Source organism: Collinsella aerofaciens ATCC 25986 (assembly GCF_964239575.1).
Lineage (GTDB): Bacteria > Actinomycetota > Coriobacteriia > Coriobacteriales > Coriobacteriaceae > Collinsella > Collinsella aerofaciens_BQ.
This window is the reverse complement of record NZ_CAXSQQ010000001.1, coordinates 256294-271362: the sequence shown is the minus strand read 5'-3', so window position 1 is coordinate 271362 and position 15069 is coordinate 256294. Positions and strand designations below refer to the sequence as shown.

Genomic DNA, 15069 nt, shown 5'->3' with positions numbered 1-15069 from the left:
GCCTTCTTTGCGTGCGGAACTCATTTTGAGCAAGCACCCGCCCTGCCGGGGCTCCCGGGTTCTGCAACGACTCGGCCGTTCGGGTCAGGTGGGGCTGAATGGAATTTGGTGAATGAGGGCGCCGTTGGCGCCCCCATTCTTTATATATGTTGGGAACGCCAGGTGGTGGGGGTGGTGCCGGTGTATTGTTTGAAGGCTTGGGCGAAGGCGGCTTGCTGAGGGTAGTCGAGCCGCTCTGCTACCTGCGCTATCGTGAGCCCGCTATCGGCCAAAAGGTCCTGTGCTCGCTCCATACGGCGTCTGCGAATGTAGGCGCCCATCGACTCGCCTGTTTGGGCCTTAAAGGTGGCGCATAGTTTGGAGCGGCTTGTGTAGAGCCTCTCGGCCACCTCGTTGATACCCACATGTCTGCCTTTGTCGAGCGCGCGCTCAATCATTGCCGTTGCTTCTTCGGCAATGGTTATGCTGACGCGTGTGTCTGCCGCCTGCCGCGCCTGCTTGTGGGCCGCGCGCGAACAGGCGAGCTCCGCGACCATGGTCTCCACGATGCCCTGCATATAGACGTGTCCGCCTACGGTGCGGGCGCGTTCCTCGTTAATCCGGCGCAGCGTGTGGCAGATGGCAGACGTCGCTTCCTCGTGCCATGGCTCGGCAAACGCCTCAAAGATTCCCGCGAACTCGGTGGGATAGCGGTGCTCCAGTTCGTCAAAATATCCAGGCAAAAAGAGCACCGAGCGCGAGTGATAGAGCTCCCCCGCAAACAGCGGGCTTAATTCCTCGCCACAGCTATCTTGGATAAAGCTGCAAACGGCATTGTTTGGCCACGGTCCATGCAATGGTTTGAGGTTCGCGGGCGTTATGCCAGCCTCGGGCATGCATGTAAGTGTGGGCGCGCTGACTTCGCTCACGCAGGCGTATGGCTCGGGTGTGTATTCGGCCAGGTACATATCGTGCGTCGGGGTGATGAAATGCTCCATGACGATGCAGACAGGGGAGAGAGGCATGATCCATGCGCGGCCGTGCGCCCGATCGTTTGCCACCTCGCCGGTAAAGACAGCACCCTTGCCAGTAAGCTCCAGGCCAAATTGCTCAAATTGCGGTGCGTAGAGCTCGGTTATGTCGGTCGCTGCCCGCCGTATTTGCAAAAGCGTCCCTTTCCTTTGCAGAAACGTCCACGCCTGGCTTGATTGTGAGCCATGGCTAACACATCAATGATAAGTTGAATACGGTTAACTCTCAAGCCGTTAGAAAGGAATCTCATGGCAAAGGAATCAAAAAGGGAAGGCGGCGGTATCGGCGAGCTGCTTGCATATGCCGGCGACCGTAAATTTCTAACTTATTTGGGCATGGCTCTCTCGGCGCTCTCGCAGCTGCTGGGCTTTGGCCCGTACGTGTGCATTTGGCTTGTCGCGCGCGATCTGATCGCCGTGGCACCTAACTGGAGCGAAGCCTGCGACATCGCGACGTATGGCTGGTGGGCTGTGGGGTTTGCCCTGGCAAGCATCGTAGCTTATTTCGTGGGGCTCATGTGCACGCACCTGTCTGCGTTTCGCTGCGCGTCCAATATCCGCAAGACTACGAGCGAGCACCTGCTTAAGCTGCCGCTTGGCTACTTTGACACGCACGCCACCGGTGAGCTGCGCCGTATTGTAGACGGATGCGCTGCCTCCACCGAGACTTTGCTCGCGCACATGCTGCCCGATATCGCAGGCGCCGCCGCCATGGTCGTGGGCCTGCTCGTATTGCTTTTCGCCCTCGATTGGCGCTTGGGCGCGGCATGCCTTATCTCGGTCGTCGTTTCGTTTGGCGCCATGGCCACCATGATGGGCGGCAAAGGCGCCGAGTTCATGAAGGCCTACATGGGCGCGCTGGTCAAGATGAACAAGACCGGCACCGAATACGTACGCGGTATTCCCGTGGTCAAGGTGTTTCAGCAGACGGTCTACTCCTTTAAGGCTTTCCACGATGCGATCGCCGAATACGCCGACATGGCACAAAACTATGCGGGCACGTTCTGCCGAGGTCCGCAGGTACTCAACCTTACCGCGCTCAATGGTCTTGTGGCATTCCTGTTGCCCGTGGCGTTGCTGTTGGCGCCGGGTGAGACGGACTTCGCGCATTTTATGACCAACTTCACGTTTTACGCGATATTTTCGGCCGTGGTACCGACGGCCATGACCAAGCTCATGTTTGTGGGCGAGGCCTCTCAGATGAGTGCCGATTCGCTGGCCCGTATTCGAAGCGTCATGGATTCCAAGCAGCTCTCCGTGCCCGCCCAACCCAAGCACCCTGCCGGCGGCGACGTGCGATTTGAGGACGTGAGCTTTACGTACGAGGGTGCCGAAGCGCCTGCCGTTAGCCATGTGAGTTTTAGCGTTTCCGCGGGTAGCACCCTCGCCCTGGTGGGTCCCTCGGGTGGCGGTAAGTCAACCTGCGCAAGCCTGATCCCGCGTTTTTGGGATGTCTCTTCGGGTCGAGTGCTCGTAGGCGGTGTGGACGTTCGCGATATGGATCCGCACGAGCTTATGGACCAGGTCGCCTTCGTGTTCCAGACCAACCAGCTGTTCCGGCAAACACTTGCCGATAACGTGCGCGCCTCCAAGCCTACGGCCACTGGCGACGAAGTGCGTGCGGCCCTCTCCGCAGCCCAGTGCGACGACATTGTGGCCAAGCTCCCACAGGGCATCAATACCATGCTCGGTGCCGGCGGAGCATATCTTTCGGGCGGCGAGGTCCAGCGCGTGGCACTCGCCCGCGCGATCCTTAAAGACGCGCCTATCGTGGTGCTCGATGAGGCCACGGCGTTTGCCGATCCCGAGAACGAGGCGCTCATCCAGCGCGCCTTTAGCAAGCTGGCGGCGGGTCGCACGGTCATTATGATTGCGCACCGACTCTCGACTGTAGTGGGCGCAGACCAAATCGTGGTGCTCAACCAGGGCAGCGTGCAGGAGTCGGGTACCCATGCCGAGTTGCTGTCCCAAAACGGTCTGTATGCCAAGATGTGGGCCGAATACGAACAGGCCGCGAGCTGGAAAATCACTGCAGCGACCGCGGATGCCGCCGTCACGAAGGGAGGCGAGGCCTAAATGTTCGCCTCATTCCAAAAGAAGTATTTCCTATCCGATAAAGGCATCGCCGGCGTAAAACGCGGCATCTTCTGGACCACGCTCACCAATCTTATTACCATGGCCGGCATGGGCTTTCTATTCTTGGTTATGGCCAGCTTTGTCGAGCATCTCGCCAGCGGGGCTGACCTGCCGGATGCCCTGCCGATCGTGGGCGGCCTCCTGGTCTTTTTCGTGATGCTTTTTGCCTCTAACTGGCAGCAGTATTACTACACTTACTGCATCTTTTACGAGGAGTGCGGCAAGCAGCGTATGGAGATCGCCGAGCGCTTGCGCAAACTGCCGCTGTCGTTTTTTGGTCGTCGTGATCTGGCCGATTTAACCGAGACCATCATGGGTGACGTCCAGGCCATGGAGCACGCCTACAGCCACGTGCTGGGAGAGCTTTGGGGTGCCATCATCGCAAGCGCCATTGTATTCGTGGCGTCGCTGTTCTTTTGCTGGCAGCTGGCGATTGCGGCGTTTTGGAGCGTTCCCGTGGCCTTTGCCGTGCTGTATCTAACACGCGGCCCCATGACTCCGGTGTTCGATCGCGTGCGTGCCGAGAAGGTCAAGGTTACCGAGGCTATTCAAGAGACGCTCGACTGCGTTCGCGAGATCCGCGCCACCAACCAGGAGGCTCATTATCTTGAGGGACTCAACGCCGTGATCGATGCCGAGGAGCGCGAGACCACCAAGGGCGAGCTCGCTAACGGGCTTTTGGTCAACTCCGCCTTTGTCATCCTGCGTCTGGGCATTGCCACCACGCTGGTTACGGGCGCCGCGGTGGTCGCCTCCGGGCAGGTCGACTTTTTGGTGATGTTTGCCTTCCTACTTATGGTGAGCCGTATCTATGCGCCCTTTGACCAGGCGTTAATGTTAATGTCCGAGCTGTTTGCCGCTGAGTCGTCTGCCAAGCGCATGCGTTCCATCATGGAAGAGCCTGTGGCGCGGGGCAGCGAGAAATTTGAGCCCGTGGGCCACGATGTGGTGTTCGATCACGTGGCATTTGGCTATGGTGCGGGCGAGGACGGCCGCGCCGGCGAGAAAGTTCTTACCGATGTGAGCTTTACCGCCAAGGAAGGCGAGGTTACGGCACTGGTCGGTCCTTCGGGTTCCGGTAAGTCTACGGTGAGCCGCCTGGCCGCGCGCTTTTGGGATGCCACCGAAGGCACGGTCACCGTGGGTGGCGTGGATGTTGCGAGTGTGGATCCCGAGGTGCTGCTGCGCGACTACGCCATCGTGTTCCAAGACGTGCTGCTCTTTGACGACACGGTGATGGGAAACATCCGCCTCGGGCGTCGTGATGCCACCGATGAGGAAGTGCTTGCAGCCGCGCGTGCCGCCAACTGTGACGAGTTCGTGAACCGCATGCCGCAGGGCTATGACACTATGATTGGAGAGAACGGCTCCAAACTCTCCGGCGGCGAGCGCCAGCGCATCTCCATCGCCCGCGCACTGCTCAAAGACGCGCCTATCGTGCTGTTGGACGAGGCGACGGCAAGCTTGGATGTGGAGAACGAGACCGTGGTGCAACAGGCACTCTCCCGTCTGCTTGCAGGTAAGACGGTTATCGTTATTGCCCACCGTATGCGTACGGTGGAAAATGCCGACAAAATCGTTGTGCTCAAGAATGGCGTGGTTGCCGAACAGGGCACCCCGGCGCAGCTCAAAGCGGCAGGTGGAGAATTCGCCCGCATGGTTGCGCTGCAAAAGGAAGCGGCGGCCTGGCAGCTGTAGGAGTGTGACAAACGGACAGTCCCTTTGTCATATTGAGTTCACCCCCATAGTTTCCAAAAAGTTAGCCGTTGTTGACCAAATAATTATACTAAACTTGTCTCAAAAGTGTACCCGAGCAAACTTGTTTACTCGGGTACTAAGGCACCGTGCCGCGTCCAATGCGGCAAAAGGGAGAAGCAACATGAAGAAGTCGACGTTCAATACCCTGCTTGTCGGTGGCGGTTTTCTGCTTGGCACGGCCGGCATCAAGCTGCTTACCAGCGCTCCGGTCAAGAATGCCTGCGTGCAGGGTATCGCGTGCGGCATGCGCATCAAGAACGGCTACCAGGACATGGTCGAGCAGGCCAAGGCTAATGTCGACGACATGGTTGCCGAGGCTGCCTACATCACCCAGAGCGAGGCCGCTGCTGACGAGGCAGCCGAGTAACGCTCCCAGGCACAAACTATGAGATTCTCGATTATTAGCGAGATCCCCGGCAGGACCCGTCTTCAATTGGCGGGTCCTGTGCCAGAGAGCGATCTCGATGCACTTCTTAAGCTCAGCGGCGATATCGACGGCGTGCACAAGGTGCGCGTGTATGGCCGCATTGGCCAGATGGCGCTGGAGTACGACGAGCCGCGCCGTGCAAGCGTGCTCGACGCCTTGGGCGCACTCGATGCTCAAGCTATCGCCGATGCCAAGTCGGGCTACGTGATGCAGCTTGAGCCACGCAAGCACAAGCTCGTCATGGATCTTGCCACACTTATCGGCGCCCACTACGCGCGCCGCTGGTTCTTGCCGACGCCTCTGCGTGCGATGTTTGTCGTGGCCGGCTACATGACCTTTTTGCGCACCGCCCTCCGTGAGCTCGCGCAGCCGCGCCTGACCGTTCCCGTGCTCGACGCTTCGGCCATCGGCATTTCGTTCATCAAACGTGATGTCGACACCGCGGGCCAGACAATGTTCCTGCTCAACGTGGGCGAGCTGCTCGAGGACTACACGCGCGCCATGAGCGAAAACGAGCTCATCAACTCGCTGCTCGACGTGCCCGACAAGGCACAAAAAGTGGTCGGTGACACCGAGGTAAGTGTTGCCGCCACCGAGCTCGAGCCCGGCGATCTGGTCGCCGTACGCACTGGCATGTCCATTTGCATCGACGGCGTGGTCGAGCAGGGGAGCGCTATGGTCAACCAGGCGACCCTGACCGGCGAGCCGCTGGCCGTCGAGCGCAGCGTGGGCGACGACGTGTTCGCCGGCACCGTCGTGGAAGACGGCAGCATCTTGGTGCGCGTGCGCGCCAACACGGCGCAGACCAAGCTGCGCTCGATCGTCTCGCTCGTGCAGACGGCCGACTCGCTCAAGTCCGAGGGCCAGTCGCATATGGAGGACCTTGCCAACAAGATCGTCCCGTGGAACTTCCTGCTCGCGGGCCTGGTTGCGCTTACCACCCGCAGCCTCATCAAGACCTCGGCGGCGCTGATGGTCGACTACTCGTGCGCACTCAAGCTCACGGGTTCCGTCGCCGTCATGACTGCCATGAGCGACGCCGCCAAGATGGGCGTAATGGTCAAGGGCGCGAAGTACTTTGAGTCGTTTGCCAAGGCCGACACCATTGTGTTTGATAAGACCGGTACGCTCACCGAGGCGCAGCCGCGTCTTGCCTGCGTACTCACCACCGATGGCTGGAGCGAGGACGAGGTCCTGCGCCTTTCCGCTTGCCTGGAGGAGCATTTTCCGCATCCGGTGGCGCGCGCCGTGGTCAATGCGGCACGTGAGCGCGGGCTCGAGCATCGCGAGCGCCACGCCGCCGTCGAGTACATCGTGGCGCACGGCATTGCCTCGTCCATCGAAGGGCGTCGCGCTATCATCGGTTCCGCGCACTTTGTATTTGAGGACGAGGGCGCGCAGCTCGATTCCGACATCAAGGAACGCATTGAGTCCCAGATGCAGGGCCTGTCGCCGCTGTACCTGGCGGTCGATGGCAAGGTCGTCGGCGTGCTCGGTATCGAGGATCCGCTCAAGGCCGGGGTCCGTGAGGCCATCGCCGACTTGCACGCGTTGGGCGTTAAGCACGTGGTCATGCTCACGGGCGACTCGGAGCGCACGGCCGAGCGCATTGCTCGCGAGGCAGGTGTCGACGAGTTTAAGGCCGAGCTGCTGCCCGAGGACAAGTACGCGTATGTTGAGCGGATTAAGCGCGAGGGGCGCCACGTTGCCATGGTGGGCGACGGCGTCAACGATTCGCCGGCGCTCGGTTTGGCCGACGTGGGGCTGGCCATGGGCGGCGGAAGCGACATCGCCAAGGAGGTCGCCGATATCATCCTGACTGACACGGATCTCGCCGCAATCGTGCGTCTACGCCGCATGAGCCAGGGGCTTATCGACCGTCTGACGAGTTCGTATTCCAAGGTGATGCTCACCAACTCGGCGCTCTTGGCACTGGGCATTACCGGCGCGATTACCCCGCAGACGTCGTCGCTGTTGCACAACGGCTCGACGATTGCGTACAGCTTGGACAACGCGAAAGCGTATCTGCGTTAGGGTTTTCGATTGAGCTTATGGCCTGCACCCGGGCGGTACCGCAGCCGCCAGGGTGCAGGCCTTTTTAGGCAAGTGCAGCTTTGATGGCAGGGGCTTCGGTGAGCTGCTCGGCTGCCTTTTCGTCTGAGCTGTCGAGTGCTGCCAGACTGCGGTAGACCCACTCGTTGACCTGGGTGTTCTTGACGCCTGCGGTCTGCATAAGGGCGCCTACCTCGCGGATTGCTGCGAACAGATCGGCTTTGGGACCCGCGAGCTCGACCTCGATGCCGTGGTAGGCGGCCGCGCCGCGGTTCTCACTCACGTGGTCGATAAAGCCCTCGACGGTCTCAAGCTGCTGGGCGAGAGCCGCATCATCGTCAGCGTCCAGCGCGACGAGTGCGTTCGATACCGTGAGGGCGGGATGTCCGCAGGGAACAAAGCCCTCGATCACATCCATAGCTTCGGTAATGGTTGAGCCCAGGCCTGCGAGTGCATTGACGAGTTGCTGCTTGGTATCCATAACGATCCTTTCGATGGGTCAATTTTGCTTGGCGAAAATATACGTGACGCGATCGGTAGCAAAAGTGCGAAGTGCGACGCACATTGGGGTCTTCACAGCTCGTGCATAGAACAGCTGTCCGCTTTCAGAACGTGGTAAGATAACACTCCACAAGCGGAGCTCGCTCCGTATGTTCCTTGAAAAGTCGACGGGTGTTGGGTGCTCGTGCTCAATACCATCCAGACTTTCCCGACATTCGGGGGCGACTGGTTTCGACACGATAGCTCTGAGAGAGGAAGCAAGCCGAGGTCTCCTCGCCTCGTTAAACAGGGGTACCGTCAAATTGAATTGACAACAACTCTTCTTTTGAGCCTATGGCTCTCGCTGCTTAGTTTATAGCGGCGCGTCAACCCGGTGATTTCCCCGACACCGGTGCGACGTCATTTTAGGGGAATGCTCCTGCGCACGTAATCGGTATGGCGCAGGCTAAGACAGAACCGGTTGGGACGCCGCGAGCGTGTCGCTGCGCGCAAAGCGTCCGAGACAAAACCAGCGACTGAGCTTGGAGATGCCAATCAGGGGGCTTTCGTGGACCGGAGTTCGATTCTCCGCGCCTCCACCAACTGTTCAGTAGGCGAACATATGCAGGTGTCCGTCGTTAGGCGGGCGTTCGTATTGCTCGTCGAATAGAAGAAGCCGCTCCATACGGGGCGGCTTCTTTGCGTTCTAGGCCTGCGGCATGATCTCCTGCTCGCCGTCCTCGTCGAGGTACGGCATGAGGAACACGCCGCCCTGCTCGGTGGTCAGCAGCAGGTACTCGCGGTTGTGCTCGTCGCACACGATTTCCTGGCCGATGCCCTCGGGCAGGTCGTATACGGGGCCGTCCGTGCGGGCTTGCCTCACGGTCACGTCTTGCGCTCCCATGGCCTGCGACGCGCAGCTGGCGGCGGCCAGGACGATGAACAGCAGGACGACCGCCGCGAGGATGGGGCCGCACCCGCCGTTGCGCTCCTCGTCTGCGGGGCTCGGGTACGGCATGGCCTATCCCACCTTCACCAGATAGTCGTCGGCCTCTGGCTTGCCCGTGGCCTTGCCCACGGCGATGTAGCGCGTTGCGCCGCTGTAGCCCGTGTATCGGCCCCACACGTAGCCGTCGGCGATTTTGTACCAGTTATCCAGCGTCACGGTCTCGCCGCTGGAATAGTGCGCCACCTCGGTGCCGCCCAGGCCGGGGGCGTCGCGCACGCGCAGGTAGTCCACAGTGCAGCGGTAGGTGCCGCCGAAGTTCTCGGTCGTTTCCTGCTGCGCAGGCTGCGGCTGCGGGACGGCTGCGGGGGCGCTTCCAGCAGTGATGCCGAAGCATTCCAGGTAGATGCGCGCCAGCTCGTCCAGGTTGCCGTTGAACTTCTCGCGGTCGCCGTCGTTGTCGATGAAGCCGTTCTCGCACAGGCGGTAGTTGATGCCGCGCGCGGCGGCTCGGTTCGGGTTCGCGAGGTCGGAACGGCGCACCAGCTTCTCGGAGCGCCCGGGCATGAACGCCGCCAGCTTGTCGGCCAGCGCATTGTCGTACTCGTCAGGCTCAAAGCCCTCCTTGATGATGACGTGCGCGCCGTGGGCCGTGGCGATGCCGCTGGCGTCCATGTGCAGCTCCACCACTGGCGCGTCGGTGCTCAGGCGGTTAAGCCCGCCGTCGGCGTACCAGTTGCGGGACGTATCGCCCAGCTCGACCTCGGAACCGCCCAGTTCCTTGATTCGCTGGCCCAGGGCGCGAACGCGCTCGGCCTCGGTGCAGCCGCCTGCGCAGCAGCCTGGGTCGCCAGCGCCGTGGCCGCAGATGATGAACAGTTTAGCCATTGCCTACTCCTTCCCGCCTACGGTCACGCCCAGCAGGGCGTCGAGCCACTTGGATGTGATGCCTACCGACTTGAACAGCGTGTAGGCCGCCTGCACGCCGCCTACCACGGCGAAGGCGCACGTGACCCATGCGCCCGGGTCTGCGGGCACGCCGCCCACGAAGCCGGTCACGACGCCCGCCAGGAGCGAGCAGCCCAGCGCCAGGATGCGCGCGGCCTTGCCGGTCATGGCCTCGGTCTTGATCAGCTGCACCGCGAACGGCACGGCGAAAGACAGCACGATGGCTGCGATTGCTTGCATTTCTGTCATTTCGGATTCCTTTCTATCGAGCCGATTCCTTGTAGAGCAGGTCAACGCGGTCGGCGATGTGGTCGACCTTCGCCGCCATGCCCTGGCTGCGCGCCTGGCTGTTCGCCAGGTCGGCGTGCAGCACCTCGTTGGAGGTCACGACGGACTCCATGAGCGCCTTCATAGCCTCCATCAGCGCGTTGCTGCGCTCCATCTGCGCGGCGATGCGGCCCTCCATCTGGCTTCGCTCGCGGTCGCGCTGCGCCCGCTCGTTCACCTCGTCCTGCTTTCGCTCTTCGCGCTTGAGGTCGATGTTCGCCTTGCGCTCGTTCTGGGCCTTGAACTCTTCGAGGAACTGCTTGCCGAAGTACAGGACCACTAGGACGAGCAGCGCGCTGAAAAGCGACCCGGGGCCGTACGGCGCGAAGATTTCCAGCACGTCGGTCATTCGTTTTCTCACCTCCTCGAATCGCTGCCGCGATTGTCCGCGAGGTGTCGCCGGGCAAAAGAAAAGCGCCCCCGAAGGGGCGCTCGCTACTCCTGCGGCGCTTCCGGCTGGTCGGGCTCCATGGCTTCCAGCTCGTTGATGCGGTCGCGCCACGTCTGGCGCTGCGAGATGATCTCGGCCACCTCCTTGGCAGCTGCGGCGATGGCCGAGAGCAGGTCGGTGATGGACGATGCGGAGAAGATGCGCTCCACCGCCTTCATGACCTTGTAGTCGCTCTGCTCAAGCTGCTGTTTGTAGCCGTTGATCTCCCCGGCGATTTCCTGTTCTGTCATGGGTCGCTCCTTCTGTTGCTAGGGTAGGGGCATGTTCCCATCCGTGTCGCCTCCAGGTTTGGATTGCATTGAGCAACCCCCCCCCGCGGGATTTCCGAACAGGCTGCGGTACAGCGCGTCCATGGCCCGCACGCTGCGGTGCGCGTCCAGCCGCTTCATGCCTCCGCGCCAGCTCTGGTAGCTCTGCTCCACCTGCTCGTGGGTCATGATGCCGTCGGCGACCATGCGGGCCATCTTCTTGAGCTTGCGGCGCTCCCGCGTTATGGAGTCTCGGCACGGCTTCACGACTATGCGGCCCGTCTCCGTGTAGAAGATGCGCTTCTTCAGCCACGTGAACCCGCGCGTGAGCTTCACCACGCGCGTCTTGCGCGGGTTCAGCTCGATGCCCAGCTCGGCGCATTTGCCCTCTATCAGCAGCAGGCACACCTGCAGGTACTCCTTGCTCTCGTGTATCAGGTAGAAGTCGTCCATGTAGCGCCCGTAAGACTCGGGGCGCAGCATCTCGGTCACATAGTGGTCGATGCGGTTGGGGTGGGCCACGGCGCATATCTGGTTCGGCTCGCTGCCCAGCCCCAGGCCCACATCGCCCTGCGCGTCTATCAGGCGGTGCTCCAAGGCGACCACGCGCGGATCTAGCAGCGCGGAGGCCACCTGGTCTTTGACGGGTTGGTGCGCTATGCGCGCGAAGTAGTCGGAGAAGTCGCCCAGGAGGATGTAGCCCTCGCGGCCGTGCCGCCTCCAGTGGTCGGCCAGGTGGCGCTTGAGCAGCTTCAGGGCGTAGTCGGTGCCGCGTCCCTTGATGTTCGCGGAGTTCGCGGCTATGAGGGTGGGCACGACCGCGGGCACGAGCGCGTTCTGCGACAGCGACTTCTGCACCACGCGCTCGGGGAAGTGCACGGCGCTGATATGCCTCAGCTTGCCGCGCTCCCACAGGTCGAAGCGGATGAAGCCCCGGCATATGTCGCGGCCCTCCAAAAGGTCGCGGCGGGACAGGACGGCGTTGCGCAGGTAGCTTCTCATGTACCGCTGCGTGGACGACTTCCACATGACGCCCCGCGCGGCCTGCTTGGAAGCCTTGCACAGGCTGTTGAGGTCGGCCACCGTCTCAAGCGTGCACGCCTTGACGCGCTCGGCCTTTGCCTTGGCCCGCTTCTCCTCGCGGCGCTTGCGGCGTGCGGCCCTTCTTTGCTCTGAGTTCATAGAGAGCACCCCGCACGGCTTGCAATGTGGCTCTGACAGCCGCTTGAGGTATGGCCATGAAACGCGGCGAAGCCACGGAGCGCCGCGCCATGCAAGCAGCGTCCGGCCACCCTCGCGGGGTGCGTATTTACGGGCGCATGCCCGACGGTCGCGCCTTCCTTCCTCTCCGCGCTCTGCTTTCGGCCCTGGGGCCTACTCGGTCTGGCAGTAAGGGAATCCGGGGCGGGGGCGAACCCAGACGTTCGTCGCCGAATTGTAGTTGGCATTGCCGTTGTTGTTGACGTAGCACACGTTGGACGAGGAGCCACCCATGACGGAACGCAGCCACCAATTGTACCGATATACAAGGCGCGACCGCCGCCCATTATAGCGAACGCAGGCGCTCTAGCTCGGCCTCGGCCTCGGCTATGCGCTCCTCGGCGGATTTCTTGCCGGTCACCCGCACGTTCTTGCGCGCCCCCTTCAGCAGCCTGATCTCCTCCTCGACCATTCCCGCCAGCGCCTCGAAGCGGTTGGCGTTCACGGGCAGGCCGATATCCATGAGGCACTGCATGTCCAGCATCAGCTGCTCGCAGTCCGCTATGGCCAGCGTCAGGTAGCGTTTCCTCTCCAGCGCGTTGAACGAGGTGTTGGGGTAGAAGCAGTCGGCGCGGTTGACGTTGCACACGATGCTGCGCGCCGTCTCCACCGTGGGCACCGCGTTCAGCAGACGGTAGGCCTTCGGAACCACGGAGGACGACGCCATCAGCTTGTTGACCTCCACGCGGATGGCGATGGCCTGCGTGAAGAACTTGTACTCGGACACCTCGCGGTTGCGCTGGTAGACGCCGCTCACGTGCACCTCCTGGGGAAACTGGCGGAAAAAAACGGCCCGCTTCGCGGGCGAGAGGCGACCGCGCAAGGCGGTCGCCTAAAAGCAGAGTATAGAGCACTCGGCTGGCTAGCCGACGATGAAGCCGGGGCGGGGGCGAACCCAGACGTTCGCCGCCGAGGTGTAGCCGGCATGGCCGTGGTTGTTGACGTAGCACACGTTGGACGAGGCGCCACCCATGACGGAACGCAGCCACCAAGCGTACCGATTTCCGTTGACTCGGTGCGCCGTGTCTCGGAACAGGTCAAACTGGCAGTCGAAGCCGACGCTGTAGCCCTTGGTGCCCCACACTGGGCAGCCGTACACCTCCATCTCCGACAGCGAGAACACCTTGCCGATATCCTGCCAGCTCCACGAGTTGGAGTCATTGAGCGCGCCACTGGCGCTGTACCGCTCCTCAAGCAGGACGCGCTGGGTCAGCAGGTACTTGGTCAGCCCCTCGGGCAGGCACGCCTCGAAGGCCGTCTCCCACGCCTTGAGGTTGCTGTTGGGGTAGGGGCATTTCTGGTCGGCGGTGCCCTGGTTCGTGTTGGTCGTGTTCCACATCAGGAAGCTGTCGTTGGCAACGCCGGTCACGGTCTTGGCCACGGCGATGGGCGCGGAGGCCACGAAGGCGATGTGGTGGCCTTTGGAGCTGTCGCCGCAGCAGTAGTACGGGTCGAAGTGCGCCAGGAGGAAGCGCACGGACTGCCGGGCCGCCACGCCCGACGCGCTTACCAGCGGCACGTCGATGTAGTCTCCCACGCGCAGACCCGCGAAGTTGCCGTTGGCGGCTCGCTTGTGCAGCGCGTCGTACACGCTGCCGCTGCCGATCTCTCCCGCCAGGATGGTGGCGATGTTCTGCCCGCCGTACTTGCCGATTTGGCCCTGGCGGTTGTACTCGGCGTTGTTGAGCGCCGTCTGCGCGTTGCTGCGCGCGGTATCGTCGATGACCTCGTAGCCGATGCCGCCCACCGACAGGGTTTTCGCTTGTGCCATTTCGTTGCCTTTCTACTTGAGGTTGAGGGTTGTGCCGGACGCCGTGCAGGTGCTCCCGAACGTGATGGTGCTGCCAGATGCACTGGCCTTGGAGGCGGGGCAGTACACGGTGCCGTCGTCGTAGATGAACGCGCCCGTGGCGTCGGCCAGCTTGCCGTACAGGTCGGCTATCTGCTGCTTCTGCTTGGCCATGTCCGAGCTGCCCGCGCTGCCCTGCGCCACGCTGTTGGCTATCTGCAGGGCGATGTTTGCCGCAGCGTCGGCGTTCGAGGCCGCGCCGTTTGCCGCAGCCGTGGCGGCTTGCGAGGCCGTCTTCAGCTGCGACGCCTCGGTCACGCGGTCGCTTTCCGCCGTGGCTCGCTTCTTCTCGGCCTCTGCGCGCTTGGTTTCGGCGGTCTGGCGTGCCTTCTCGTTCGTGGCGCGCTGGTTTTCCGCGCTCGCGCGGGAGGCCTCGGCCTTCTGCATCTGCGCGTTCAGCGCGCTCACGTCGGCTAGCTGCCCTTCGAGGTTCGCGATGATCGCCTCCACCGCATCGACGTACGGGCCGGATATCTCGCCCGACGCGCTCGCCGAGGGCAGCACGTTCACCAGGACGTTCTCGGTGGTGGCGTCCAGCCCCGCCGCGTTCCGCACGCGCACGTAGCACACCTTGAGCAGCCCGGCCACGCCGAAGACGGCGGGGTCGACCGTCACGGTGGCCACGTTGTCGCTGATGCCAGTGAACTGCTGCTCCACGTAGGTGTGGTCGGGCTTCGCAGCCATGAGGTGCACCTTGCAGCCCGTCAGGGCCGCCTTCTTGTCGCCGTCGTAGATGGCGGCCTTCAGGACCTCGGCGCTGTCGCCCTGGTGCACGGTGATGACGGGCGGCGCTATGTTGGTCTTCTTGAGGTTGAGCGTAAGCTCGTGCGTTGCCATGCCTCATTCCTTTCCTTCGGCCGCAAGTGTCCGCGATATGTCGCCGGGCTGCGCTCTGTGGACCCCGCATATCTCCTCGTCGGTGAGCGCCGAGAAGTCCACGGCGTTGGCCTCGCCGCCTTCCGCGTCCATGACGGCCACGGGGCTGGACACGAGCGTGAAGCCGCCCTTGCCGTCGAACTCGAACACGTCTTCCGATTCCACGATGGCCCGCGCCGTGGCCGGGTCGCTGATGCACTCGAACACCGGAAGCGCCTCGGGCGGCTTCGGCGCGCCGTCGAGCGCCTGCGGCGCTTCGGGCTGCTGCACAAGGTGGTAGAACATTCCGTTTCCCCTCTCG

Annotated in this window: 16 protein-coding genes, 1 other RNA gene and 1 pseudogene; 5 read left to right on the top strand and 13 right to left on the bottom strand. The window is 62.4% G+C overall.

Features of this window, described 5'->3' with window-relative positions; all coding sequences use genetic code 11:
- Nucleotides 1-140: 140 nt before the first annotated feature.
- Nucleotides 141-1145 (bottom strand): helix-turn-helix domain-containing protein, encoded by a 1005-nt coding sequence (locus ACESUZ_RS01315; RefSeq protein WP_373198056.1) that lies wholly within the window; start codon nt 1143-1145, stop codon nt 141-143.
- Nucleotides 1146-1259: 114 nt separating this feature from the next.
- Here ACESUZ_RS01315 and ACESUZ_RS01310 point away from each other — a divergent pair, with 114 nt between their 5' ends.
- The 4 genes from ACESUZ_RS01310 (at nt 1260) to ACESUZ_RS01295 (ending at nt 7365) form a co-directional block, all read left to right on the top strand.
- Nucleotides 1260-3086, top strand: a complete 1827-nt coding sequence (locus ACESUZ_RS01310; protein ID WP_373198055.1) for an ABC transporter ATP-binding protein — start codon at nt 1260-1262, stop codon at nt 3084-3086.
- Nucleotides 3087-4844 (top strand): ABC transporter ATP-binding protein, encoded by a 1758-nt coding sequence (locus ACESUZ_RS01305; RefSeq protein WP_373198054.1) that lies wholly within the window; start codon nt 3087-3089, stop codon nt 4842-4844.
- Nucleotides 4845-5025: 181 nt separating this feature from the next.
- A complete protein-coding gene (locus ACESUZ_RS01300; protein ID WP_055250999.1) occupies nt 5026-5271 on the top strand; it encodes a DUF6110 family protein in 246 nt (81 codons plus the stop codon).
- A 78-nt stretch (nt 5272-5349) separates the two neighbouring features.
- Nucleotides 5350-7365 (top strand): heavy metal translocating P-type ATPase, encoded by a 2016-nt coding sequence (locus ACESUZ_RS01295; protein ID WP_373198053.1) that lies wholly within the window; start codon nt 5350-5352, stop codon nt 7363-7365.
- 64 nt (nt 7366-7429) lie between these two features.
- On the opposite strand, the gene ACESUZ_RS01290 is transcribed toward ACESUZ_RS01295, so the two are convergent.
- Nucleotides 7430-7864: a hypothetical protein gene (locus tag ACESUZ_RS01290; protein ID WP_373198052.1), complete on the bottom strand. Its 435-nt coding sequence runs from the start codon at nt 7862-7864 to the stop codon at nt 7430-7432.
- A gap of 237 nt (nt 7865-8101) precedes the next feature.
- Here ACESUZ_RS01290 and ssrA point away from each other — a divergent pair.
- Nucleotides 8102-8465: a transfer-messenger RNA gene (gene ssrA, locus ACESUZ_RS01285) on the top strand.
- Nucleotides 8466-8569: 104 nt separating this feature from the next.
- Here the strand turns inward: ssrA and ACESUZ_RS01280 are convergent.
- From ACESUZ_RS01280 to ACESUZ_RS01230, 11 genes and pseudogenes are all read right to left on the bottom strand, one after another.
- Complete coding sequence (locus ACESUZ_RS01280; RefSeq protein WP_373198051.1) at nt 8570-8881, bottom strand: hypothetical protein; 312 nt, start codon at nt 8879-8881, stop codon at nt 8570-8572.
- 3 nt (nt 8882-8884) lie between these two features.
- Entirely contained in the window at nt 8885-9697 is an 813-nt protein-coding gene (locus ACESUZ_RS01275; protein WP_117765363.1) for an N-acetylmuramoyl-L-alanine amidase, read from the bottom strand.
- Nucleotides 9698-9700: 3 nt separating this feature from the next.
- A complete protein-coding gene (locus ACESUZ_RS01270) occupies nt 9701-10006 on the bottom strand; it encodes a hypothetical protein (protein ID WP_117637892.1) in 306 nt (101 codons plus the stop codon).
- Between the two features lie 13 nt (nt 10007-10019).
- Nucleotides 10020-10445 carry a hypothetical protein gene (locus tag ACESUZ_RS01265; protein WP_373198050.1) on the bottom strand — a complete coding sequence of 142 codons (426 nt, stop codon included), beginning with the start codon at nt 10443-10445 and terminating at the stop codon, nt 10020-10022.
- A gap of 74 nt (nt 10446-10519) precedes the next feature.
- Nucleotides 10520-10765, bottom strand: coding sequence for a hypothetical protein (locus ACESUZ_RS01260; protein WP_117637890.1), 246 nt, complete (start codon nt 10763-10765; stop codon nt 10520-10522).
- A gap of 18 nt (nt 10766-10783) precedes the next feature.
- Nucleotides 10784-11965 (bottom strand): RNA-directed DNA polymerase, encoded by a 1182-nt coding sequence (locus tag ACESUZ_RS01255; protein ID WP_373198144.1) that lies wholly within the window; start codon nt 11963-11965, stop codon nt 10784-10786.
- Nucleotides 11966-12157: 192 nt separating this feature from the next.
- Nucleotides 12158-12298, bottom strand: a pseudogene (locus tag ACESUZ_RS01250) (DUF6273 domain-containing protein); the annotation flags it as partial.
- 31 nt (nt 12299-12329) lie between these two features.
- A complete protein-coding gene (locus ACESUZ_RS01245) occupies nt 12330-12800 on the bottom strand; it encodes a hypothetical protein (protein ID WP_373198049.1) in 471 nt (156 codons plus the stop codon).
- A gap of 105 nt (nt 12801-12905) precedes the next feature.
- Nucleotides 12906-13814: a DUF6273 domain-containing protein gene (locus ACESUZ_RS01240; RefSeq protein ID WP_373198048.1), complete on the bottom strand. Its 909-nt coding sequence runs from the start codon at nt 13812-13814 to the stop codon at nt 12906-12908.
- Between the two features lie 12 nt (nt 13815-13826).
- Nucleotides 13827-14729, bottom strand: coding sequence for a BppU family phage baseplate upper protein (locus tag ACESUZ_RS01235; protein ID WP_373198047.1), 903 nt, complete (start codon nt 14727-14729; stop codon nt 13827-13829).
- A 3-nt stretch (nt 14730-14732) separates the two neighbouring features.
- Nucleotides 14733-15053 carry a hypothetical protein gene (locus tag ACESUZ_RS01230; protein WP_117637887.1) on the bottom strand — a complete coding sequence of 107 codons (321 nt, stop codon included), beginning with the start codon at nt 15051-15053 and terminating at the stop codon, nt 14733-14735.
- Nucleotides 15054-15069: the final 16 nt, after the last annotated feature.

Excerpts from the sequence above, each read along its gene's own strand:
- ACESUZ_RS01310 (WP_373198055.1), top strand. The coding sequence starts at position 1,260 with ATGGCAAAGGAATCAAAAAGGGAAGGCGGCGGTATCGGCGAGCTGCTT.
- ACESUZ_RS01305 (WP_373198054.1), top strand. The coding sequence starts at position 3,087 with ATGTTCGCCTCATTCCAAAAGAAGTATTTCCTATCCGATAAAGGCATC.
- ACESUZ_RS01300 (WP_055250999.1), top strand. The coding sequence starts at position 5,026 with ATGAAGAAGTCGACGTTCAATACCCTGCTTGTCGGTGGCGGTTTTCTG.
- ACESUZ_RS01290 (WP_373198052.1), bottom strand. The coding sequence starts at position 7,864 with ATGGATACCAAGCAGCAACTCGTCAATGCACTCGCAGGCCTGGGCTCA.
- ACESUZ_RS01280 (WP_373198051.1), bottom strand. The coding sequence starts at position 8,881 with ATGCCGTACCCGAGCCCCGCAGACGAGGAGCGCAACGGCGGGTGCGGC.
- ACESUZ_RS01275 (WP_117765363.1), bottom strand. The coding sequence starts at position 9,697 with ATGGCTAAACTGTTCATCATCTGCGGCCACGGCGCTGGCGACCCAGGC.
- ACESUZ_RS01270 (WP_117637892.1), bottom strand. The coding sequence starts at position 10,006 with ATGACAGAAATGCAAGCAATCGCAGCCATCGTGCTGTCTTTCGCCGTG.
- ACESUZ_RS01260 (WP_117637890.1), bottom strand. The coding sequence starts at position 10,765 with ATGACAGAACAGGAAATCGCCGGGGAGATCAACGGCTACAAACAGCAG.
- ACESUZ_RS01255 (WP_373198144.1), bottom strand. The coding sequence starts at position 11,965 with ATGAACTCAGAGCAAAGAAGGGCCGCACGCCGCAAGCGCCGCGAGGAG.
- ACESUZ_RS01240 (WP_373198048.1), bottom strand. The coding sequence starts at position 13,814 with ATGGCACAAGCGAAAACCCTGTCGGTGGGCGGCATCGGCTACGAGGTC.
- ACESUZ_RS01235 (WP_373198047.1), bottom strand. The coding sequence starts at position 14,729 with ATGGCAACGCACGAGCTTACGCTCAACCTCAAGAAGACCAACATAGCG.
- ACESUZ_RS01230 (WP_117637887.1), bottom strand. The coding sequence starts at position 15,053 with ATGTTCTACCACCTTGTGCAGCAGCCCGAAGCGCCGCAGGCGCTCGAC.